Below are 22,228 nucleotides of genomic sequence, written 5' to 3'. Positions count from 1 at the left end.
GAGCGCGCTCCTCAGGGTTCGAGGGTGAGCGTCTCCTCGGCCGCCGCGGCGACGGCCTGCGGCGAGTAGGGCCAGGGCCGATTGACGTTCGCCGCCCAGTCGTTCGTCTGATCGTCATAGTGCGGGTGGTAGGCGTGCCCCGAGGCGCCGGTGAGGTTGATCCAATTCGACCTGTCGAAGTTCGACAGATCGACGATCTGCCGCATCGAGGGCACCCAGTTCGTCTCGTATCCGACCGAAGCGTCCCATCCAGTGGCGTGGACGACTCCCGAACCTCCCGAGACCTCGTAGGGTCCGCGGTTGAACAGCTTCTCCACCGGAGTGATCCCCGATTCGCCGAGGCTGGCGTTGCGGATCGTCAGCCGGTGCAGGATGCCCCACCGCCAGGTCACCGGCTCGGGACCGAGCAGGTCCTCGGTCTCCGTCCACGCATCCTTCATCGCCTTGCGCAGCGCCTCGTCCTGACTGTCGACGCCTTCGGACTTCCACCACGAGGAATCGGGATCGTCAAGCTGATTCGACAGCACGAGGTACCAGCGCGAACCTCCTGCCGGTGCCACGCCCTTGGGCAGCTTCTGCGTGATCGTCTGGTCGAGCAGGTTCTTCGTGAGCACGTTGAAGTAGGCAGCTCCGGCGCTGCTGGCGGCATCATGGCCGTTCCAGCCCTTGAGCAGCTTCTTCGCCCGGAGGATGTCCTCATCGCCGTGGGAATGGATCTTCACGGCCGTCGGCACGAGCTTCGCGGCGAACGGGTTGAGGTCATCGTCCTGGATCACGGACATGTCCGCGGCGGTGAGCTTTCTGTTCTCGGCCACGGCGTCCTTGATCCGCTTCGTGATCCGTCTGGCCCGGTCCCCGTAGTCGTAGTCCTTGGTCAGCTCGTCTGCCTCACCGGGAGCGGTGACGGGATTGTTCGCGGTGACGATCCAACCTCGCTTCGGGTTGTACAGGCTCGGCAGGTCGTCGAAGTCGATCCAGCCCTGCCAGTCCTCAGCGGACTTCCAGCCGCGCCGGGGCAGCGTCCCGTCGGCGTCACCTCGGCGGGGGATCATCCCCGGGGCCTGATAGCCGATGTTGCCGGCGACGTCGGCGTAGATGAGGTTCTGCGAGGGCACGTCGAACTTCTTCGCCGCCTGCCGGAACTCGGACCAGTTCGTGGCCTTGTTGATCGCGAAGATCGCCGAGGCGGTCGTGCCCGGACGCAGTGCCGTCCAGTCGAGGGCGAGACCGTAGTGCTCCTTCGCCGGCCCCGACTTCGTGTCCGTCGAGTCCGCCCCGGTGGAGGCGTCGAGGGCGCGCCGGTAGCTGCCGTCGAGCGTGGAGACGAGCGGACCGTTGCGGGTGGAGCGGATCGTGATCTCTCGGGATTGGCCTCCGGCGACCTTCACCGTCTCCTTGCGCGTCCGGACGGGTTCGTCGCCGTCGTCGTGGACGACCGTTCCGTCGCGGAGCTTCTCGACGACGAGGTCCGTGACGTCGGCGCCGAGGTTCGTCAGTCCCCACGCGATCGACTGGTTGTGGCCGATGACGACGCCGGGCAGTCCGGAGAACGAGAACCCGGTGGTGTCGAACGGGCAGGCCTCGGTGACTTCCTTGCAGCGCAGCCCGACCTGGTACCAGACCGAGGGCATCGACGGCGACAGGTGCGGGTCGTTGGCGAGCAGAGGCGCGCCGGTCTTCGTATGCTCTCCGGAGATCACCCACGAATTCGACCCGATGTCGTCGCTGCTCATGCCCAGCAACTGCGGGAGGGAAGCGACGCGCTCCCGCAGATCGAGGAGGTCATCGATCTGGGCGCTGTCGTCGTCCGGTGACGAGTCGTCGGTCGTCGGTCCAGCGTCGGCCGGTGACGGGGCATCAGTGACGGAGCCGCCTGCATTCGCCTCGCCCTCGGTCGAGTTCGCAGCGGAGTCGCTCGGGGCAGGGGAGCCGCCGGATGTCGGTGTGCCGCCCGGCACGGGGGCGCGAACCTTGTCCTGGCCGCTCTTCGCGGCTTTCTGCCCTGCGATGCCGCCCATGATCGTCGGGCGCGTGGCATAGGGGTAGTCGGGGAAGAGATCCTTGACCTGATCGTCGTCGAGCTTCGACGTCAGCACTGCGCGGTCGATCTCGTCCTCGAGATTCGAGCGCAGGTCCCAAGCCATGGCCTTGAGCCAGGCCACGCTGTCGACGGGTGTCCACTTCTCGATCTCGGTCCCACCGTTCTGGAGGCCGAGGACACCGTATTCGAGGGACACCTCGGTGGGGGACTTGTCCTTGAGGTACGCGTTCACTCCGTCGGCGTAGGCCTGGTAGTAGGCCAGACTCTGCTTATCGAGCTTCTTCACCTCCTGCTCGGCGACCTTCCGCCAGCCGAGGGTGCGGATGAAGGTGTCGGTCTCGAGCTGAGACTTCCCGAAGAGTTCGGACAGCCGCCCGGAGGTCACATGGCGGCGGAAGTCCATCTCCCAGAAACGGTCCTGAGCGTGTGTGAAACCCTGGGCGAGGAAGAGGTCATGGGCGGTCTCGGCCTCGATCGTCGGAACACCCGATTCGTCCCGATGGACGGTGACCGGACCGTCGAGGCCGGGCAGAGAGATCTCACCATCGGTGGTGGGGAAGGACCGGCGGACGAAGAAGACGCCGATGAGAGCGAGGATGAGGGCGAGGACGACGATCCCGGCGATCACGCGCAGAATGACGCGTGCGCTCACCGGCAGGTGCGAGCCCCTCGATGGTCGGAACACCCTGAGCAATGCACTCGGTTCCCTCTCCTCCTGCGCACCGGGTGCCGCCATGAGTCTCCTTCTCCACGTCCACAATCGTTGGGATTCACAGTATCAGCGTCGACCGTGGTGACCGGGGGTTTCCGCCGATTTCACGCGGGTGTCGGCGGCGCCTCGTCAGGGCCCGCAGGAGACGTGGACTCCGGCTGCGGAGGTCTGGGTCGGTGGACGAAGGTGACGAGGACGACGGAGATCATCATCAGCAGGAACCAGGCCACGAGCTTCGTCAGGGGCACCATGTGCCACCCGTCGTCCTGGCTCGGATACAGCCAGGCCCCGGCGGCCGTGCCGATGTTCTCCGCCAGCCAGATGAAAAATGCGACGAGGACGAAGGCGAGCAGCACGGGCATCGACAGCGTGATCCGGTGCACGCGGAAATGCATGCGGCAGCGGACGTAGACGATGACGGTGGCGGCGACGAGGACGAGACGGAGGTCGAGGACGAAATGATGGGTGAAGAAATTGATGTAGATGGCGGCGGCGATGGCCGCGGTCAGCCACCTCGGCGGGTAATGGCTGAATCTCAGATCGAACAGTCGATGCACACGGACGAGGTAGGAGCCGACCGCGGCGTACATGAAACCGGTGAACAGGGGAACGGCACCGATATGGAGGACGCCTCCGGTCGCGTAGTCCCACGAACCCACCGCGGTCTTGAAGATCTCCATGCCCGTGCCGACGATGTGGAAGACGATGATGACGATGAGCTCTCTGCCGGTCTCCAGGCGAGCGAGGAGCATACCGGCCTGGATGAGGACGGCGAGGATGACGAGCAGGTCGTTGCGGGCCAGTGGGGCGTCGTCGGGGTAGAGCAGGGAGGTGCCGATGATGGCCGTGAGCATGAGGGCGCCGAAGAGACACGCCCACGCCTGTTTGATCCCGAAGGCGAGGAACTCGCGGATGCCTGCGGGGATGCCGACGAGCCAGCGGTTCGCCATCCGATCGAGGAACCATTCGAGTCGCGTGAGCTCAGAGTTCTCTGCCATGGGTCCTTCGTGCGGTCGACGTGTCAGCACTCTATCGCGGCCGGGCCGGTGAGGCCGCCGGTACGCACCCGTGTCACGACTGCGCGAAGGCTGAAAGAATTCCTCACGAATTCTGCGAGTTCTCTTCTCTCCGGGGAAGTTTCTCTCTACGCTGAGCAAGCAGTGATGATGACTCGTCCCGTCCACCGGCGGACTCGGAGACGGGCACGATGCAAAGGACCGAACACCCATGACCCTGACCCGACGACTCTCTGCCGCCGCGCTCGCCGGAGCCCTGCTCGCTGCCTCGCTTCCCTCGGCCGCGTCCGCACAGGACCGGCCCTCACTCGGTGACGGGGGCACACCGTCCCCGTCCGCTCCGGACGAGAAATCGTCGACTGCCGACTCCGGTTCGGGCGATGCCCGTGCGACCGACACCGGAGCCAAGGGCACCGACGGTGAGGCTCCGACGGTGAGGAGAGGGACTGGGACGACGACGAAGACCTATGTGGCCACCTCGGCGAAGGTCAAGGCGATCAGCCTCGACGACTCCGAGGTGAACATCATCGGTGCGAACTGGACAGGCGACGACCCCGAACTCGAGATCCGCTATCGCGTCGGGTCCGGCTGGTCTGCGTGGGAGACCCTGCCCGTGGACGACGGTGCCGGACCGGACACAGACTCGGCAGAAGGTCGACAGATTCCGGCGAGCGCGAAGAAGGGGCGGACGGAGGCCGTGCCGGTGGTCGATTCCACTTCCGTCGAACTCCGTTCGCGAGCGAAGGATCGGGACACCGACGATCTCACGATCACGAATGTCGCAAGCAAGGTGACCGACACCGATGCGTCCGTGGTGAAGAAGGCCGGCAGGATCACTGCTCAGGGGGCTTCCGCGCAGGTCTCCCACCACGAACTCAAGGCGAACATCGTCACCCGCAGGGAATGGGGCGCCGATGAGAAGCTCGTCCGGTGCAAGACCGACAAGACGAGCACGTCGAAAGGGGTGTTCGTCCATCACACCGCCGGGTCGAACTCGTACACGAAGTCCCAGGCGCCCGGCATCATCCGCGGCTACCTCGCCTATCACACGAAGGAACGCGGCTGGTGCGACCTGGGCTACAACTTCCTCGTCGACAAGTACGGCACGATCTATGAGGGCCGCGCTGACAGCATCGACCTGTCCGTGACCGGAGCACACGCTTCCGGGTTCAACTCCTTCACGATCGGGATCAGCGTGATGGGCACCTATACGAGCTCCGCGCCGAGCACAGCGGCCCAGAATGCCGTCAAGCGCCTCATCGCGTGGAAAGCCAATCAGTACGCCTTCAACCCGACCGGCAAGATGACCCTCACCTCCGGCGGGGGCGGAACCAGCCGGTACCCCGAGGGGAAGAAGGTCAGCCTCAATGTGGTCTCCGGGCACCGGGACACCAGCTACACAGAATGTCCTGGCAACGCCTTCTACTCGAAACTCGGAGCGATCAGGTCCGGAGCCAAATCGATGCAGTCCGACGTCGGCGGCTACCCGGTCAAGGGCGCCATCGGCACCTACTTTCGGTCCCACTCGGCACAGACAGGGGAGGCACGCAGCACAGAGGGGACGCTGACGAAACCGAACGGGGCCTACCAGCGCTTCGCGAAAGGTACCGTGTACTGGTCGTCGAAGACCGGAGCGCACCTCAACAAGGGCGGCATCCGCAACGGGTACAAGCGAGCCGGTTACACGAAAGGCTTCCTGGGTTTCCCGAGCAGCGATGAAAAGACGTTCAAATACCGCAAGGGCACCTACTATCAGAACTTCGAGAACGGCATGATCGCATGGTCATCGTCGACGAAGGGTCAGCCGATGCACGGAGAGATGCTCAAGAAGTGGAAGTCGCTGGGATGGGAACGCAGCAGCCTCGGACTGCCGAAGACGGATCAGTTCGCCTCGGCAGGCAAGACCCGGCAGAACTTCGAACACGGATACATGACGTACAAGAAGGGCGAAGGAGTCAAAGTTCACGTCTCCTGACGTCGGGCCGGCTGCGCCGAAGCGGAGGCCCTAGACTCGCACCATGCATATCCTCATCTTCGGCGCCTCCGGTCATGTCGGCACAGGACTGGCGCAGCAGCTGTGCTCAGACCATCGGATCACGGGCATCGTCCGCTCCGCCCCAGCTGGGGAAGTGCCCTATGCGCCCGTGGTGCTGCCCGAATGGGTGGAGCGCCCCAAGAGCGTCGTCGAGAGACTCGCCGAGGCGGGTCTTCCTCCGGTCGATGCCGTCATCGCGGCGATCGGAGGCTGGTACGTCGATCGTCCCGTCCTCGAACGCGGCCTGACTGCCTTCGATGAGGACTACGGCTCGTACCTGCGCGGACACTTCTCCGCGTGCGCGGCCTCCGAGGCGCTCGCCTCCGGGCGGATGAGGGGAGGCGAGTCGGGCGGTCGCATCACCCATCTCGCGCTCAACGGCGTTGCGAGCGTCGAGCCCCTGCCCGGATCGGGAGCGATCAGCGTCTTCGGTGCTGCACAGAAGATGCTCATCGAGGTGGCGGCCGCCGAATCGACGTCGGTGGACTTCCGCGAACTGCGGATCATGGCTCCCATCGGCGGCGACGATCGCAATGACCTGACCGGGGGAGTGGAGACGATCACCCTCGCCGAGGTGGCCGCGGCGGCGACAGCGGTCCTGCACTCGCCCGACCGGTTCGACGTGAGCACGGAGATCGGTGCAGACGACTGAGGTCGGTTCCGGCTGGATTCAGGCCCCTGTCTCTCCGCGGCTCAGGCCCTGACGTAGTGGAGGAAGACCTGGTCGTCTTCAGAGCGCACGTCGATGAGGTGCAGATCGATCCTTGCCTGCAATTGCGAGAAATGACTGCCGAGGGAGTGGATGTAGAGCGGGCTGACACTGAGGACGAGTTCGGCGCCCGGGTAGGCGTCCAACAGACGGAAGGAGAGGTTCGGGCCGGCCTCGCAGAGAATCATCTCGCTGGCGTCTGCTGCACCCGCTGAGCCATTTCCCTCGGCCGAGGCAACCGCACCCGATGAACCTTGCGAATCCGTCCCGGACACCTTCGTCTCCAAGGAGGCGACCACCTCGGCGATGGTGTCGGGAGTGAAACTGCGGGCACGGTAGTCGAGTCCCGCCTCGGTGAGGGCCGCCTGCAACGGGACAGGGTCGGATTCGGTCAGTACGTGCACGGGGGTGTGTTCGAGGGCCTTGCCCGGGGCGTTGACGACGGGCAGCTGCGGATTGAGCGCAGTGCGACGGTCGATGACGATCGCACTCGCGCCTCGGCGCAGGGCGATGAAGTTCCGGAAGTCGGCGTCGGTGGAGACTCCGGTCGACCAACCGTCCTGCGCAAAGGAGCCATTGATCGATTGGACGAGAGAGATGACGAGGCGACGCACGCGGGCCTACTTCTCCACTTCGGGCGCCGGCCCCATCGCGATGCGCGGGTGGGCGTCGGGATCGATCGTGCCGAGGATCCACTTGAGGTCGGCTTCCTTGAGGGTCACGCAGCCGTTGGTCCCAGAATCATGGTCGAGGTGGAGCCAGATTCCGCCGCCCTTGTCCCAGCCCATCGGGCGCGTCTTGTCGGTCGGGGCCGTCCCCGGTTTCCGGTTGTAGTCGATGGCGATGATGTAGTCGAAGACCGAATCGTAGTCCGCGCCGTAGGCCACCGTCGCAGAGGAAGGCAGACGGTCATCCTGCGTATAGGGCAGCTTCGTGCCCGGGTCGGCCTTGAAGCCGCCGGCGTCGGAGAGCGTGAACACGCCGATCGGGGTCGTCTTATCGCCCTCGTGCCTGTCCTTGAGCCAGCCGTTGCTGCCGTTGTGGGTCGAGAAGGTCTTGAGCTTCGTCCATTTCTCGTCCTCGAACTGATAGAAGCTCAGCGTCGACGTCTCCGACTTCGCATTCGGAGACGTGGCGACGAGGACCTGGGAGGTCTCCTGCGGAATCTGATCGGCATACTCCTTCGCCAGCCCCGGGACCGGGACCGAATGAGCCGGACCCGTTGCGTCGGAGTCCGTTGTCGAATCGGAGCCTTGGTTCGAATCCGAGCCGCTGCCTGAGTTCGAGCCGTTGCCCGAACCCGAGCCGCTCGAAGTGGTCGCGGCATCGGATCCTCCGCCGGACGGGGAAGCCTGAGCGGGAGCGGCGAAATCACCGTAGCTCGTCTGCTGCGCGGGTGCGGCCAACGCCGCGGAATCGGCGTGTGTCGAGTCGCCTCCGCCGCCGTCGGCATCGGTGCCGCAGGCGGTCAGCATGAGAGCAAGAACGACGACGGCGGGCAGCCCACCGCGCCGAAAGACACCACTGGTCATGAGGTCATCCTCTCACGAACCTTGAGAACCCACCGGTAATGACTATGCGAAAATGACCCCATGAGCATTCCACCTGTGCCGAACCATCCTCCGCGCCCCGGGCGTCGGAAGCCGGCCGAGGAGTCTCCGGAATCGATCACAACCCAGTTGTTCATCGGCCAGGACGAATCGGCGCCCGCGGATGGCTCTACCCAAGCACTGACCTCCGAGGAGCTGCGTCGACTGCGGTCGATGGTCGACTCCGACGGCTCTGAAGCCACCGAGGTCCTCAGCCTCGAGGAGCTGCGCCAGCTCGCCGCGGCCGAGGGTCACGAGACGGGAGGTCTTCCCGCCGCGCCCCGGAAGGCGAATTCCGATGACATCGCCGCTGCCGAAGAGCCGTCGGCGCCCAAGCAGTGGAACCCGCTGGGTGCCCCGTCTTCGCAGCCGGGATCGCCGCAGGACTCGGCGCAGGCACACGCCCGGTCAGGTGATATGCCGACAGCGGCACAGTCCGGACGGCCGCAGGACTCGAACTGGTCCGGACCGCCGCACCCGCATCAGGGGCAGTGGGGAGCGGAGTTCGGCGCCGCCGGAGCGGCTGCTCAGGCACAGAACTCGCAGGCCGCGCCCGGTGCCCCGCAACCGGCAGGCCCCGGCCTCTCCCCGGGCGGGCCCCAACAGCCACCGGCCGGCCCCGGCTACCCCGGAACCGGCGGTGGGGGCCACCCCTCCGGCGGCTACCAGCCCACGGGCTCCGGCGGCTACCAGCCTGCCGGCGGCCCTCCTGCCTATGCGGCCGCACCCGTGGCCGGGTACGGCGCCGGCGGGCCGGGCGGACCTGTCGGCCCCGGCGGTCCTGGTGGTCCCGGTGGTCCTGGTGGACCCGGGGGACCCGGGGGACCGAACGATCCCTACGGTCGGCGCTCCGAGACGAAGAAGGTTCCGGCATGGCTGTGGATCCTCGCCGTCATCGCGCTCGTCCTCGCGCTCGGCATCGTCGGATACATCGTCTGGGACTCGACTCAGGGCCCCGACGAGACCACAGCGGCCCCGAGCGACGAACCCTCCATCGGCCGGACCGATGATCCGGAGCCGTCCGACTCCGCCAGCTCCGAACCGCCTGTCGCCGAGGAGACCTTCACCTCACCCTCGGGCAACATCGCGTGTACGATCGATTCCGAGCGTGCCCGCTGCGTGATCAAGGACTACGACTACTCGCCGCCGCAGAAGCCCGACGACTGCACACTCGACGACTGGGGTGCGATCGTCGTGGCCAACAACGACGGCGCCGGATTCTCCTGCGTCGAGGCACCGGAGACCGATGGGCCCGCCCGGGTCCTCGGGTACGGCGATTCGATCTCAGCCGAAGGCATGACCTGCACCTCCTCCGAAGAGGGAATGGAATGCAAGTCCGACGAATCCGGAATCGGATTCAACGTGCGCCGCGCCTCGGTCGACTTCCTCAAGTGAGTCGGCCGGCCCGGGGCCGGGCGGTGTCCGTCGGCTCCGACCGAGCCGCCTCGGTGCGGGTGACCGTACGGTCAGGGAAACGTGCTTACTGGGCGTCGGGGCCACCTCGGCGATCTTAGGATGTGGACAAAATTGGGAGCGGCGGCGGAATGAGGTCTACGGTGATGACGTGGCACACAGGTTCCTCCTCCTTCCTTGCCGCGACGAGTCCTGATCGGACAGCACACTCGTCGCGGAGTCTTCCTATGCTGGTCAAGCGTTGAGAAACTGAGATAGAGGAACAATGAAACTGCAGAAGCCATCTCCCATGCCGTTCGGCAAGTACAAGTCCTTCCAGGACCGCATCGCCCTGGATATGCGCGACCGCACCTGGCCTGATCAGCTCATCCGCAAGGCTCCGCGCTGGCTGAGCACCGACCTGCGTGACGGCAACCAGGCCCTCATCGATCCGATGACGCCGGACCGCAAGCGCAAGATGTTCGACCTGCTCGTCAAGCTCGGCTTCAAAGAGATCGAGGTCGGATTCCCCGCCGCCAGCCAGGTCGACTTCGACTTCGTCCGCGAGATCATCGAACAGGACGCGATCCCCGACGATGTCCGAATCTCCGTGCTCACCCAGGCCCGTGAGGACCTGATCGAACGCACCGTCGAATCCCTCGTCGGCGCGAAGATGCCCACGGTCCACCTCTACAACGCGACCGCGCCCGTCTTCCGCAAGGTCGTCTTCGGCTTCGACGGCGAAGGCTACGACCAGACCCGGGAGATCGCCACACGCGGCACCCAGGCCGTGATGAAGCACGCCGAGTCCCTCCTCGGCGACGCCGACTTCGGCTACCAGTACTCGCCGGAGATCTTCGTCGACACCGAACCCGAGTTCGCCCTCGACATCGTCGGCTCCGTACTCGACATGTGGCAGCCCGCCGCCGGTCGCGAAACCGTCGTCAACCTGCCCGCCACCGTCGAACGCGGCACCCCGAACACGTACGCCGACCAGATCGAATGGTTCTGCCGGAACATGCCCTACCGCGACGAGGTGGCCGTGTCCCTGCACCCGCACAACGACCGGGGCACCGGCGTCGCGGCCGCTGAGATGGGCATCATGGCCGGCGCCGACCGTATCGAAGGCTGCCTGTTCGGCAACGGCGAACGCACCGGCAACCTCGACTTGGTGACGGTGGCGCTCAACCTCTACACCCAGGGTGTGGACCCCGAACTCGACTTCTCCGACATCGACGAGGTCATCCACACCGTCACCGAATGCAACCAGATCGGCGTCCACGAGCGTCACCCCTACGGCGGCGACCTCGTCTTCACCTCGTTCTCCGGATCGCACCAGGACGCGATCAACAAGGCGTTCGCCGACCGGGAGAAGAACGCGAACGCGCAGGGCACCCCGGTCGACCTGATGGAATGGGACATGCCCTACCTGCCGGTCGACCCGAAGGACCTCGGCCGGTCCTACGAGGCGATCATCCGGGTGAACTCGCAGTCCGGTAAGGGCGGAGTGACCTACCTGCTCAAGAGCGAGTACGGTCTCGACCTGCCGCGTCGTATGCAGGTCGAGTTCTCCCGCGCCGTTCAGCAGCACACCGAGGGCGGCGGCGAAGTCAACGCCGAAGAGATCCGCAAGATCTTCAACTACGAGTACCTGCCCAGCGACGATGAGGACAGGACCTGGGGCCGTTTCCAGATCGTGGGTCTGCGCACCGACTCGGGCACTGTGGACGACTCGGGAGCCTCCGAACGCGTCGAGGTCGACCTCATCGTCGACGGTCAGGAACGCTCCTACGAAGGTCGTGGCAAGGGTCCGATCGATGCGCTCGTGAAGATCCTCATCGAGAACTTCGACGTCGACATCCGGCTCCAGGACTACCACGAGCACGCGATCGGCTCGGGCGCGGACACGATGGCGGCCGCCTACGTCGAACTCGCCGTCGAAGACCGGGTCTTCTGGGGTGCCGGTCTGCATCCGAACATCACGAAGGCCTCGCTCAAGGCCGTGGTCTCCGCGGTCAACCGTGCGGCCCGCGACCGCGACGCCGACCGGCAGGGCTGAGGCGACTGGCACGATTGAGGCGACGGCAGCGCTGAGCCGGCGGCAGGGCTGAGTCGGCCGCAGGTTGTAGCCTCAGCGGGCGATCTCACAGCAGTCACGGAGCGCGGCGGGGATGATTCCCCGCCGCGCTCTGCGATAATGGCCGGGTGCACAACTATCGTGATGAAGGCATCGTGCTGCAAGGGCACAAGCTCGGCGAAGCCGACCGCATCGTCACCGTGCTCACCCGCAGCCACGGGCTTGTCCGAGCCGTCGCCAAGGGGGTGCGCCGGACGAAATCGCGGTTCGGCTCCCGCCTCGAACCCTTCATGTTCGTCGACCTCCAATGCCATGTCGGCCGCAACCTCGACATCGTCACCCAGGTCGAACTCATCGAACCCTTCGCCCGCGGAATCGCCGCCGACTACGATGTCTACTCGGCCGCCTCGGTGATGGCCGAGACCGCACGCAGCATCACCGAGGCCGAGCCCCAGTCGCGCACCCACTTCCTCCTCCTCGTCTCCGCGATACGATCCCTGTGCAACCGCGAACACCCGCCGAGGCTGTCCCTCGACGCGTACCTGCTGCGCGCGATGTCCGTGGCCGGGTGGGCACCGAGCCTGCTCGACTGCGCTCAGTGCGGTCGACCCGGCCCTCACCGGGCGTTCTCGGCCGCGCTCGGCGGGGCCGTGTGCACGAACTGCCGACCCTCCGGTGCGGCACTGCCGGACACCGACGCCCTGGAGCACATGGCCGCCCTCCTGTCCGGGGACTGGGAGAGAGCCGAGGCGTCTGACCTGCACGACCAGATGGACGGGTCGAAGCTCGTGACCGACTGGGTGTCCTGGCACCTCGAACGCAACATCCGATCACTGAGAGTTCTGGAGAGCACATGAGCTACCCCGCACCACCTGCCCATCCCAGCGGGGCGAAGCCTCCGCGCATCGACGCGAAGTTCGTGCCGCGGCACGTCGCGATCGTCATGGACGGCAACGGTCGGTGGGCGAACCAGCGGGGACTGCCGCGCACCGAGGGGCACAAGGCCGGCGAGGCCTCACTGCTCGACGTCATCCACGGTGCCATCGAGGTCGGCGTGGACTACCTGTCGGCGTACGCATTCTCGACCGAGAACTGGAAGCGCTCACCCGAAGAGGTGCGCTTCCTCATGGGCTTCAACCGTGACGTCATCCGCCGTCGTCGCGATGAACTCAACGCCCTGGGCGTGCGCATCGTATGGTCGGGTCGTCCCGGGCGACTGTGGCGATCGGTCATCAACGAACTCGAGACCGCGGCCGAGATGACCAAACACAACACCGGCCTCATCCTGCAGTTCTGCGTCAACTACGGCGGTCGGTCCGAGATCATCGACGCCGTCAACGAGATCACCGCCGAGGTGGCTGCGGGCAGGCTCAAACCCGGCAAGGTCACGGAGAAGACCCTGCGGTCGCGCCTGTACTCACCCGAGGTTCCCGACGTCGACCTGTTCGTGCGCTCTTCGGGGGAGCAGCGGACCTCGAACTTCCTGCTCTGGCAGTCCGCCTATGCCGAGATGGTCTTCCAGGACGTGCTTTGGCCCGACGTCGACCGGCGGACTCTGTGGGCCGCCATCGAAGAGTACGCCCGCCGTGACCGGCGTTTCGGCGGAGCGGTCGACACACCCACCAGCTGAGGCAGTTCCGCGCGGGCGACGTTCCGCACGACTGGCGCATCAGCTTCACGACTGGCGCATCAGCTTGGTGAACCTGCATCAGCTTGGTCCCTGCACCGAGCCGTTGCAGGTTCACCGAGCTGATGATCAGTACGGCTCTGCTGGGACTCGATCATGTACGCACAACGGCCCCGCAACCATCAGGTTGCGGGGCCGTGCCGTTAAGAGAGCTCCTCAGCCGCTGAGCTCTAGCGCAGCTGCGGCTCAGTAGCGGTCGCGGGGGCGGTCGCCACGGCCGCCGCCGAACTTCTTGCCGCCGCCTCGGCGGTCACCGCGGAAGTTGCGGCTGTCACCGGGCTGCTTATCGAAGTTGCGCTTCTTGAACGGGCGTCCCGGGCGTCCGGAGTCCGGGCGGATGTCGATGGGGCGTCCCTGGATCTCGGTATTCGCGAGCTTGCGCAGCACCGACGGGTCGAGGTCCTTGGGCAGGTCGACGAGCGTGTGGTTCGAACGGATGTCGATGTGGCCGATCTGCTTCGAGGTGATTCCGCCTTCGTTCGCGATCGCACCGACCACAGCACCCGGCTGCAGGCGCTCATTGCGTCCGACAGCCAAACGGTAGGTCGTCATATTCTCATCGCGGACGCGACCGCCCCGGGCCGGACGGCCACCGTCACGGCCGCCGTCGCGATCGCGGTCGCGGTTCTGACGACGCGCCGGCTCGGGCATGGGCTCGGCCTTGAGGGTGTTCGACTCGAGGACGAGCGAGGCCAGTGCGGCGGCGATGTTCGACGCCGGCACATCGCGGGAGAGCGAGTACTGTTCGAGGACCTCGGTGAGTTCGGAGAGTTCGGTGGTAGCCAGCACGTCGTCGATGCGCTTGGTGAACTTCTCCACTCGCGTGTTCGTCAGCTGCTCCACGCTGGGCAGGGTCAGCGGTTCGACCTTCTGCTTCGTGGCGCGTTCGATGGAGCCGAGCATGCGCTGCTCACGCGGGGTGACGAAGAGGATCGCCTCGCCCGAGCGTCCCGCGCGACCGGTGCGGCCGATGCGGTGGACGTAGGACTCGGTGTCGTGTGGGATGTCGTAGTTGACCACGAGCGTGATCCGCTCGACGTCGAGACCACGCGCGGCCACATCGGTGGCGACGAGGATGTCGATCTTCGCCTCACGGAGCATGTCGATCGTGCGCTCACGTGCCTGCTGGGGGATGTCGCCGTTGATCGCGGCGGTCTTGAATCCGCGGGCGCGTAGCTTCTCGGCCAGTTCCTCGGTGGCCTGCTTCGTGCGCACGAACATAATGATGCCCTCGTACTCCTCGACCTCGAGGATGCGGGTCAGAGCGTCGAGCTTGTGCGAATGCTGGACCATGAAGTAGCGCTGGCGGATATTCGCGCCGGTCTGCGACTTCGCAGCGACCCGAACTTCCTGCGGGTCGTCCAGGTACTTGCCGGTGATCCGATGGATCGAGGTCGGCATGGTGGCCGAGAACAGAGCGACCTGACGGTCCTCACCGACCTGGCTGAAGATCTCTTCGATGTCTTCGGCGAAGCCCATCTTGAGCATCTCGTCGGCCTCGTCGAGGATGAGGTGACGCAGGCTGCCGAGCTTGAGCGAACCCTTCTTCAGGTGGTCGATGACACGACCCGGAGTGCCCACGACGACCTGCGCACCACGGCGCAGACCCGCCAGCTGCGGGCCGTAGGCCTGTCCGCCGTAGATCGGGAGCACGGAGAAGTCGGGAAGTTCCGTGGCATAGGAGGTGAACGCCTCGGCGACCTGGATCGCGAGTTCGCGAGTGGGGGTGAGGACGAGAGCGAACGGGCCGTCCTCAGCGCGCCCCGCCTCGGCGAGGTCGGACAGAGCCGGCAGGGCGAAGGCCGCGGTCTTTCCGGTTCCGGTCTGGGCGAGACCGATGACGTCACGGCCCGACAGGAGGGTCGGGATGGTCTCGGCCTGGATGGGTGTGGGGATCTCGTAGCCCTGTGCCTCTACGGCCTTGAGCACGAGCGGGTGGAGTCCCAGTTCGGAGAATCTCGGAGTGGTTTCGTCGTTTGCGGACACATCGGTCATGAGTGATCTCTCTCACGTCGGCACACACTTGATCGCAGATGACTGTAGTGGCGATCTACCCTGCGGCCGCTTGTGCAATCATCGTGAGCAATCCGGGCCGAAACCGTAGTGATCCAAGAACTCGCTTGGACAGACGTGAAGACGTCGGTACGGAGAAAGGTTTGGGTGTACCCCAAGTCTACATGCCGTGCCCTCGCCGAGGCGGCTCCGAAATGGGAAACCGAGTGTGAGATCAGTCGCCTCCCATGGTGTCCATCGCGGTGTCTTTCCGTCGTCGAGGACGGGCGTCCGGGCAGGTCGGGCCGGTGTTGAGGAAGCGGCGGCGTGACCGGTTAGGCTGGTACCTGCGAGCCACGGCAGCCGGCCGTCGGCGAACTGAAACAAGGAGAGAACTAGTGGCACAGTCCAAGTTGGATGCCGTCATCGCCCTGGCCAAGCGCAGAGGATTCGTCTTCCAAGCAGGAGAGATCTACGGCGGTTCCCGCTCGGCATGGGACTACGGGCCCTTGGGCGTGGAGCTCAAAGACAACATCAAGACCCAGTGGTGGCAGCAGTTCGTGCGTGGACGCGAAGACGTCGTCGGCCTCGACTCCTCCATCATCCTGCCCAAGCGCGTCTGGGAAGCCTCCGGCCACGTCGCCACCTTCGTCGATCCTCTCGTCGAGTGCCTCAACTGCCACAAGCGCCACCGCGAAGACCACCTCGTCGAGGCGTATGAGGCGAAGAACAAGAAGGCCCCGGAGAACGGAATGGCCGATATCGTCTGCCCCGACTGCGGCACTCGTGGTCAGTGGACCGAGCCGCAGGAGTTCTCCGGTCTGGTCAAGACCTTCCTGGGCCCCGTCGACTCCGAAGCCGGACTCCACTACCTGCGTCCGGAGACCGCGCAGGGCATCTTCGTCAACTTCAACAATGTGCTCACCGCTGCCCGAAAGAAGCCGCCGTTCGGCATCGGCCAGATCGGCAAGGCCTTCCGCAACGAGATCACTCCCGGCAACTTCATCTTCCGCACCCGCGAGTTCGAGCAGATGGAGATCGAGTACTTCGTCCACCCGGACGAGGCCGACGACTACTACAAGCAGTGGGTCGAAGACTGCTGGTCCTGGTTCCTCGATCTCGGCATCTCTGCCGACAACGTCCGCCGCCTCGACGTCCCCGCCGAGGACCGTGCGCACTACTCGGCCGGCACCATCGACATCGAATACCGCTTCGGCTTCCAAGGATCCGAGTGGGGCGAGCTGATGGGTGTGGCCAACCGCACCGACTACGACCTCGGCACTCACACCGAGGCCTCGGGAGCGAAGCTGCAGTACTTCGACCAGGCCAGCGGCGACCGCTACACCCCGTATGTCATTGAGCCCTCGTTCGGTCTCACCCGGTCGATGATGGCCTTCCTCGTCGACGCGTACACCGAGGACGAGGCACCGAACACGAAGGGCGGGGTCGACAAGCGCGTCCTGCTCAAGCTCGATCCCCGTCTGGCTCCGGTCAAGGCCGCTGTGCTGCCGCTGAGCCGCAACGAGAAGCTCACGCCGGCGGCGAAGGACCTCGCGGCGACGCTGCGCAAGCGCTGGAACATCGACTTCGACGACGCCGGCGCCATCGGGCGCCGCTACCGCCGGCAGGACGAGGTCGGTACACCGCTGTGCATCACCGTCGACTTCGACTCGCTCGATGACAATGCGGTGACGATCCGCAAGCGCGACGACATGAGCCAGGAGCGCGTGAGCATCGACCAGGTGGAGAAGTACCTGGCCGACCACCTCGGCGAAGTCTGACCCCTCCCAATTGCTACCCGACGGCGGCCCAGCAACCTGGCGCCAGGTTGCTGGGCCGCCGTCATGTAGCACCATCATCGGGCGCCGTCTCGAATCGAGCAGCTATCTTCTGAAGGTCCGCCATGCATATGACGCTCCACCGCGAACCGAAGGCTTCGCCGCGGGTTCGACTGATCATGATCGCCTGCCTCGTCCCGCTCGTCGCGGTCACCATTGCAGGTCTGCTCCTGCTCTGGCCCGACGGGCCGGACACCGATCTGCCCGGCGGCGGACCGACCACGAACGCGGCGGAGGGCGTCTCCGACACCGAGGCGACCGTCACGGCCGTCGACGCCTCGGAGTGTGAGACAGGGGAGACGGACCCCACGATCATGGCCGACTGCGTGGTCTACACCGCCGAGGCGGACGGACAGGACGGCAGCCTCTACGTCACTCCCGATGCCATCAAGGCAGGCGTCGGCGTCGGTGACAAGGTCAAGGTCCTCGACTTCACCGAGTCGCCCGACCGCGCGGAGACCGGATCGGACTTCGTGTTCATCGACTACGACCGGGATGTTCCGCTGCTGGCGTTGGCGATCGTCTACGGGCTCGTCGTGCTCGTCGTCGCGGGTTTCCGGGGACTGCGGGCACTCATCGGGCTCGGCTTCGCCGGTGTGGTGCTGCTCGTGTTCATGCTGCCGGCGATCCTCGACGGCAAACCGCCGATCCTTGTGGCGATGATCGCGGCGAGTGCGATCATGGTCATCGCCCTCTACCTCGCCCACGGGATCTCGACACGGACGACGACCGCACTGTTCGGCACCGTGCTCGGAATCATCATCACCGGGGTGCTGGGCGCATGGATGACCTCATGGGCGAACCTCGGCATCGCCTACACCGAGGACGGCTATCTGCTCACCGACACGACGAATCTGTCGATGACCGACCTCATCGTCTGCGCGATCCTCATCACCGGCCTCGGCGTGCTCAACGACGTGACGATCACTCAGGCCTCGGCGGTCTGGGAACTGGCGACGGTGGCACCGGATCTCAAGGGCCGACAGCTCTTCGCTCGCGGCATGCGCATCGGCCGTGACCATATCGCCTCAACGGTGTACACGATCACATTCGCCTACGTCGGTTCGGCGCTGACGACGCTCATCATCGTCTCCGCCCACGACCAGTCGTTCTTCGACACTCTGACACTGGGGGAGATGTCGATCGAGGTCGTGAGCATCCTCGTGTGCTCGATCGGACTGGTCGTCGCGATCCCGCTGACGACCGCGCTCGGCGTGCTCGTCGTCCGCTCCGGAGTCCGTCCGCCCCGAGTTCCTGCGCGTTCAGCCGACACGGCGCGACCGGAGGCGACGGACGCACCCGCCGAGGCGACGAACGCACCCACGGAGTCATCATCGCAGACGCCGGCGGACTCGCAGCCGATGACTCGTCGCGAGGCCCTCCGGCGCAACCGCTGACGCTTCATACAACCTGACGGCGGCCCAGATACCCCGCGGGAGGTATCTGGGCCGCCGTCAGGTAGCAAGTGGGGAGGGTCAGAACATGGTCCAGGCCTCGTTGAGGACGCCGCGGATGATCTGCTCCATCTCGTCGAACTCGCTCTGGCCGACCGTCAGCGGCGGCGAGAGCTGGATGACCGGGTCGCCACGGTCGTCGGCACGGCAGTACAGACCGTTTTCGTACATCTTTGCCGACACGAAGTTCTTGAGGATCCGCTCGGACTCCTCCTCGGTGAACGACTCCTTCGAGTCCTTGTCCTTGACGAGTTCGATTCCGTAGAAGAATCCCTCACCGCGGACATCGCCGACGATCGGCAGGTCCTTGAGCTTCTCGAGCGTGAACTTGAACGCCGCGGCGTTCTCGTGCACGTGGTCGTTGAGCTTCTCGGCCTCGAAGACGTCGAAGTTCGCCATCGCAGCGGCACAGGCGACGGGGTGTCCGCCGAAGGTGTAGCCGTGGTAGAACGTCTCGTCGCCGCCTGGGCCGAAGGGCTCGAACAGGCGGTCGGAGGCGATCATCGCACCCAGCGGCGCATAGCCGGAGGTGATGCCCTTGGCCGAGGTGATGATGTCGGGCACATACCCGAAGTCATTGCAGGCGAACATATCGCCGATGCGGCCGTAGGCGCAGATCGTCTCGTCCGAGACCAGCAGCACATCGTACTCGTCGCAGATCTCGCGGACCCGGTCGAAGTAGCCGGGAGGCGGCGGGAAGCATCCTCCGGAGTTCTGGACGGGCTCGAGGAAGACGGCGGCGACCGAGTCGGCGCCCTCGAATTCGATGGCCTCGCCGATGCGGTCGGCGGCCCAGCGGCCGAAGGCCTTCTCATCGTGAGCGTAGGGCTCGGGGGCGCGGTAGAAGTTCGTGTTCGGCACCTTGTGGGCACCGGGAACCAGGGGAGCGAACTGCTCGCGCAGCCCCGGCAGCGAGGTCACCGACAGCGCACCGTGAGGCGTGCCGTGGTAGGCCGTGGCCCGCGAGATGATCTTGTGCTTGCCCGGCTTGCCGACGAGCTTGAAGTAGTTCTTCGCCAGCTTCATCGCCGACTCGACCGAGTCGCCGCCGCCGGAGGTGAGGAAGACCCGGTTGAGGTCGCCCGGCGCGTAGCTGGCCAGTCGCTCGGAGACCTCGATGGCCTGCGGGTGGGTGTACGACCACAGCGGCATGAATGGCAGCTGCAGGGTCTGGTCGTACATCGCCTTGGCGATCTCCTCGCGACCGTGTCCCACCTGAACGGTGAACAGGCCGGCGAGACCGTCGAGGTACTTCTTGCCCTTGTCGTCGAAGATGTGGTGGCCTTCACCGCGTACGATGACCGGCGCCTCACCACCATTGAACAGTGCCTGGTGTGGTGACATGTGCATCCACACGTTGTTGCGGATGGCCTCCTGGTAAGGAGTGCCGGCCCTGGTGACATTCTCAGTCATCGTGTCCCCCAATTGTATTTCTGCTTCTCCAGTGAGAGGTACATGAAGAGCTCCGTATCCACGACGGCATCGATCGAACGGAGCTCCTCATTGACGAACTCGATCAGATGCCGATCCGATTCGCAGACGATCTCCACGAGGAGGTCGAATGAGCCTGCGGTGACGACGAGGTAATCGATCTCGTCGTAGTCGTGGAGCTGTTCGGCGACCGCGGAGATGTCCCCGCGGACCTTGAGACCCACCATCGCCTGCCGTGCGAAGCCGAGACTCAAGGGGTCGGTCACGGCGACGATCTCCATCACGCCGGAATCGATGAGCCTCGAGACTCGCTGACGCACGGCGGCCTCGGACAGGCCGACGGACTTTCCGATGGCCGAGTAGGACTTCCGTCCGTCGTGCTGCAGTTCGACGATGATCGCCTTCGACTTCTCGTCGAGGTTGCCCAGACGGGAACTGCCGCCGTTCGGCAGGAACTGGTCCATTCTTCACCTCCGTGATGTGCGTCTCACGCCAATCTATCACCGATTCAATCGGAATGAGTAGTCGAATATGCGGAATCAGTCGAAACCTGAAAAATATGATTCTGGATTCGTCAGTTTCGTTCGGCTTGGCCGTCGATGTTCTGCGCTGCGGGGGTGTGCTTGAGGGCCGTCGATGTACTGCGCGCCGAGGTGGGCTGGAGGGGCGGCGAGGTGGGGGCGAGGTGCGCGCCGAGGCGGGCCGGAAGGGCGGCGAGGTGCGCGCCGAGGCGGGCCGGAAGGGCGGCGAGGTGCGCGCCGAGGTGGGGGCGAGGTGCGCGAAGGTGTGCACCCGTGGGGCGGCAGGATCGCGCGGCCGGAATCCACTCGCAGCACCCGCCCGAGCGGCCCCGGCAACACGCGCGTGAGCAGTGATTGACAGGCTGTGATCAGGATCACCACACTGTAATCATGAATGAGGGTGAGCTGTTCTACTCCGCCGAAGAGAATAGGCCGGATGTCCACGGAATGCGGCCCGGTGCCGAACAGGGTCAGGCCGGCAAGGAAGTCAAGGCCAGGCCCCAGCCGATTCCCGGCGAGGTCGACACGATCGGAGCCGAGGAGCTGTCCTTCAGTCCCGAGGAATACCTCGGGCGCATCGCCTCGGTGCGCAACCGAATGGTCGACCAGGGGCTGGCGGCGCTCATCGTCACCGATCCGGCGAACATCTACTACCTCACCGGGTACAACGCGTGGTCGTTCTACACCCCGCAGCTGCTCTTCGTGCCCTCATCAGGCCCGATGACGCTGTTCATGCGCGATATGGACGCACGCGGAGCCTCGCACACCTCTTGGCTGCCGCCCGAGGACATCGTCGGCTACCCCGAGCGCTATGTGCAGCGCCCGCACATCCACCCCTTCGACTGGGTCGCGTTCGCCCTGCGCCAGCGGTGGGAGGTCGCTCGGGCCTCGACCTCACCGGTCGGCGTCGAGATGGACTCGCACTTCTTCTCCCCGAGAGCCTTCCGTGCGCTGGTCAACGGGGTGCCCGAATGGCGCCTCGTCGACTCCTTCGAACTCGTCAACTGGATCCGCGCGGTCAAATCCCCGGCCGAGATCGCCCTCATGCGCAAGGCCGCCGAGGTGACCACCGCAGCCATGGACGCAGCGCTGGGAACCATCGGAGTCGGGGTCGGCCAGCATGAGGTGGCCGCCGCGATCTCGGCAGCGCAGATCCGCGGAGGCGAAGAGGCGTGGGGCGACTATCCGGCGATCGTTCCCCTCATGCCGACCGGCGAAAGCGCCGACACCCCGCACCTGAGCTGGACCGATCGGACGTTCGTCGCCGACGAGTCGGTGAGCATCGAACTCGCCGGTGTCCACCGTCGCTACCATGTCCCCTTGGCCAGGACCGCCGTGACCGGCAAACCGAAGCAGGAGCTCGTCCGACTCGAGGGTGTCGTCGCCGAGGCGCTGACCGCGGTCCTCGACGTCGCCGCTCCCGGGGTCCCCACGGCCGAACTCGCTCGCACCTGGAATCGTGTGCTCGCTCTGTCCGGACTCGAGAAGCCGAGCCGCCTGGGCTACTCGATCGGCATCGGCTACCCGCCGGACTGGGGCGAGCGGACGATCTCAATCCGCACCGAGGACGATCAGGTCCTCGAATCCGGAATGACCTTCCACCTCATCGGCGGCATGTGGATGAACGGCTACGGAATCGAGATGTCCGAACCGGTCCTCATCACCGACTCCGGCTGCGATCAGTTCACGCACTTCCCCCGCGAGATCATCCGCGTCTGACCGGCGGAGCCGTAC

At 65.6% G+C, this 22,228-nt stretch carries 17 protein-coding genes; 10 read left to right on the top strand and 7 right to left on the bottom strand.

The features are described 5' to 3' along the window. Positions 1 to 11 precede the first annotated feature (11 nt). Positions 12 to 2,693 carry a penicillin acylase family protein gene (locus J9314_RS10670; RefSeq protein WP_246490332.1) on the bottom strand — a complete coding sequence of 894 codons (2,682 nt, stop codon included), beginning with the start codon at positions 2,691 to 2,693 and terminating at the stop codon, positions 12 to 14. Positions 2,694 to 2,857: 164 nt separating this feature from the next. After that, complete coding sequence (locus J9314_RS10665; RefSeq protein WP_210602383.1) at positions 2,858 to 3,751, bottom strand: DUF817 domain-containing protein; 894 nt, start codon at positions 3,749 to 3,751, stop codon at positions 2,858 to 2,860. A 229-nt stretch (positions 3,752 to 3,980) separates the two neighbouring features. Between J9314_RS10665 and J9314_RS10660 the strand changes: the two genes are divergently transcribed. Next, positions 3,981 to 5,744 (top strand): N-acetylmuramoyl-L-alanine amidase, encoded by a 1,764-nt coding sequence (locus tag J9314_RS10660; RefSeq protein WP_210602382.1) that lies wholly within the window; start codon positions 3,981 to 3,983, stop codon positions 5,742 to 5,744. A gap of 43 nt (positions 5,745 to 5,787) precedes the next feature. Continuing rightward, a complete protein-coding gene (locus tag J9314_RS10655; RefSeq protein WP_210602381.1) occupies positions 5,788 to 6,456 on the top strand; it encodes a Rossmann-fold NAD(P)-binding domain-containing protein in 669 nt (222 codons plus the stop codon). Between the two features lie 41 nt (positions 6,457 to 6,497). Here the strand turns inward: J9314_RS10655 and J9314_RS10650 are convergent, their stop codons facing one another. Together J9314_RS10650 and J9314_RS10645 are read right to left on the bottom strand one after the other, a co-directional pair. Further along, on the bottom strand, positions 6,498 to 7,127 hold the full coding sequence (locus J9314_RS10650; protein ID WP_210602380.1) for a hypothetical protein: 630 nt from the start codon (positions 7,125 to 7,127) through the stop codon (positions 6,498 to 6,500). A 6-nt stretch (positions 7,128 to 7,133) separates the two neighbouring features. Beyond that, positions 7,134 to 8,045: a L,D-transpeptidase family protein gene (locus J9314_RS10645; protein ID WP_210602379.1), complete on the bottom strand. Its 912-nt coding sequence runs from the start codon at positions 8,043 to 8,045 to the stop codon at positions 7,134 to 7,136. Between the two features lie 60 nt (positions 8,046 to 8,105). Here J9314_RS10645 and J9314_RS19320 point away from each other — a divergent pair, with 60 nt between their 5' ends. The 4 genes from J9314_RS19320 (at position 8,106) to J9314_RS10625 (ending at position 13,201) form a co-directional block, all read left to right on the top strand. Then, on the top strand, positions 8,106 to 9,497 hold the full coding sequence (locus J9314_RS19320) for a DUF6636 domain-containing protein (protein ID WP_210602378.1): 1,392 nt from the start codon (positions 8,106 to 8,108) through the stop codon (positions 9,495 to 9,497). Positions 9,498 to 9,780: 283 nt separating this feature from the next. Continuing rightward, positions 9,781 to 11,553, top strand: a complete 1,773-nt coding sequence (gene leuA, locus J9314_RS10635) for a 2-isopropylmalate synthase (protein ID WP_210602377.1) — start codon at positions 9,781 to 9,783, stop codon at positions 11,551 to 11,553. 146 nt (positions 11,554 to 11,699) lie between these two features. Then, positions 11,700 to 12,428 (top strand): DNA repair protein RecO, encoded by a 729-nt coding sequence (recO, locus tag J9314_RS10630; protein WP_210602376.1) that lies wholly within the window; start codon positions 11,700 to 11,702, stop codon positions 12,426 to 12,428. Further along, positions 12,425 to 13,201: an isoprenyl transferase gene (locus tag J9314_RS10625; RefSeq protein WP_210602375.1), complete on the top strand. Its 777-nt coding sequence runs from the start codon at positions 12,425 to 12,427 to the stop codon at positions 13,199 to 13,201. The genes recO and J9314_RS10625 overlap by 4 nt, the downstream gene beginning before the upstream one ends. A gap of 243 nt (positions 13,202 to 13,444) precedes the next feature. Here J9314_RS10625 and J9314_RS10620 read toward each other — a convergent pair whose 3' ends face one another. After that, on the bottom strand, positions 13,445 to 15,253 hold the full coding sequence (locus tag J9314_RS10620; protein WP_210602374.1) for a DEAD/DEAH box helicase: 1,809 nt from the start codon (positions 15,251 to 15,253) through the stop codon (positions 13,445 to 13,447). Positions 15,254 to 15,648: 395 nt separating this feature from the next. Between J9314_RS10620 and J9314_RS10615 the strand changes: the two genes are divergently transcribed. Then, positions 15,649 to 17,031, top strand: coding sequence for a glycine--tRNA ligase (locus J9314_RS10615; protein WP_210602373.1), 1,383 nt, complete (start codon positions 15,649 to 15,651; stop codon positions 17,029 to 17,031). A gap of 122 nt (positions 17,032 to 17,153) precedes the next feature. Beyond that, on the top strand, positions 17,154 to 18,485 hold the full coding sequence (locus J9314_RS10610; RefSeq protein WP_210602372.1) for a YibE/F family protein: 1,332 nt from the start codon (positions 17,154 to 17,156) through the stop codon (positions 18,483 to 18,485). 78 nt (positions 18,486 to 18,563) lie between these two features. Here the strand turns inward: J9314_RS10610 and J9314_RS10605 are convergent, their stop codons facing one another. Next, on the bottom strand, positions 18,564 to 19,955 hold the full coding sequence (locus J9314_RS10605) for an aspartate aminotransferase family protein (RefSeq protein ID WP_210602371.1): 1,392 nt from the start codon (positions 19,953 to 19,955) through the stop codon (positions 18,564 to 18,566). Then, positions 19,952 to 20,437: an Lrp/AsnC family transcriptional regulator gene (locus tag J9314_RS10600; RefSeq protein ID WP_210602370.1), complete on the bottom strand. Its 486-nt coding sequence runs from the start codon at positions 20,435 to 20,437 to the stop codon at positions 19,952 to 19,954. The genes J9314_RS10605 and J9314_RS10600 overlap by 4 nt, the downstream gene beginning before the upstream one ends. A 221-nt stretch (positions 20,438 to 20,658) precedes the next feature. Between J9314_RS10600 and J9314_RS10595 the strand changes: the two genes are divergently transcribed. After that, a complete protein-coding gene (locus J9314_RS10595) occupies positions 20,659 to 20,841 on the top strand; it encodes a hypothetical protein (RefSeq protein ID WP_210602369.1) in 183 nt (60 codons plus the stop codon). A 43-nt stretch (positions 20,842 to 20,884) separates the two neighbouring features. Further along, a complete protein-coding gene (locus J9314_RS10590; RefSeq protein WP_210602368.1) occupies positions 20,885 to 22,213 on the top strand; it encodes a M24 family metallopeptidase in 1,329 nt (442 codons plus the stop codon). The last annotated feature ends 15 nt before the right edge of the window (positions 22,214 to 22,228 follow it).

Source organism: Brevibacterium oceani (assembly GCF_017948325.1).
GTDB lineage: Bacteria > Actinomycetota > Actinomycetes > Actinomycetales > Brevibacteriaceae > Brevibacterium > Brevibacterium oceani.
This window is presented reverse-complemented; position numbering and strand designations above follow the sequence as displayed.

What these genes read in the sequence shown, in the direction of transcription:
- J9314_RS10665 (WP_210602383.1), bottom strand. Translation starts at nt 3,751, where the DNA reads ATGGCAGAGAACTCTGAGCTCACGCGACTCGAATGGTTCCTCGATCGG.
- J9314_RS10660 (WP_210602382.1), top strand. Translation starts at nt 3,981, where the DNA reads ATGACCCTGACCCGACGACTCTCTGCCGCCGCGCTCGCCGGAGCCCTG.
- J9314_RS10655 (WP_210602381.1), top strand. Translation starts at nt 5,788, where the DNA reads ATGCATATCCTCATCTTCGGCGCCTCCGGTCATGTCGGCACAGGACTG.
- J9314_RS10645 (WP_210602379.1), bottom strand. Translation starts at nt 8,045, where the DNA reads ATGACCAGTGGTGTCTTTCGGCGCGGTGGGCTGCCCGCCGTCGTCGTT.
- J9314_RS19320 (WP_210602378.1), top strand. Translation starts at nt 8,106, where the DNA reads ATGAGCATTCCACCTGTGCCGAACCATCCTCCGCGCCCCGGGCGTCGG.
- leuA (WP_210602377.1), top strand. Translation starts at nt 9,781, where the DNA reads ATGAAACTGCAGAAGCCATCTCCCATGCCGTTCGGCAAGTACAAGTCC.
- J9314_RS10625 (WP_210602375.1), top strand. Translation starts at nt 12,425, where the DNA reads ATGAGCTACCCCGCACCACCTGCCCATCCCAGCGGGGCGAAGCCTCCG.
- J9314_RS10620 (WP_210602374.1), bottom strand. Translation starts at nt 15,253, where the DNA reads ATGACCGATGTGTCCGCAAACGACGAAACCACTCCGAGATTCTCCGAA.
- J9314_RS10610 (WP_210602372.1), top strand. Translation starts at nt 17,154, where the DNA reads ATGCATATGACGCTCCACCGCGAACCGAAGGCTTCGCCGCGGGTTCGA.
- J9314_RS10605 (WP_210602371.1), bottom strand. Translation starts at nt 19,955, where the DNA reads ATGACTGAGAATGTCACCAGGGCCGGCACTCCTTACCAGGAGGCCATC.
- J9314_RS10600 (WP_210602370.1), bottom strand. Translation starts at nt 20,437, where the DNA reads ATGGACCAGTTCCTGCCGAACGGCGGCAGTTCCCGTCTGGGCAACCTC.
- J9314_RS10590 (WP_210602368.1), top strand. Translation starts at nt 20,885, where the DNA reads ATGAATGAGGGTGAGCTGTTCTACTCCGCCGAAGAGAATAGGCCGGAT.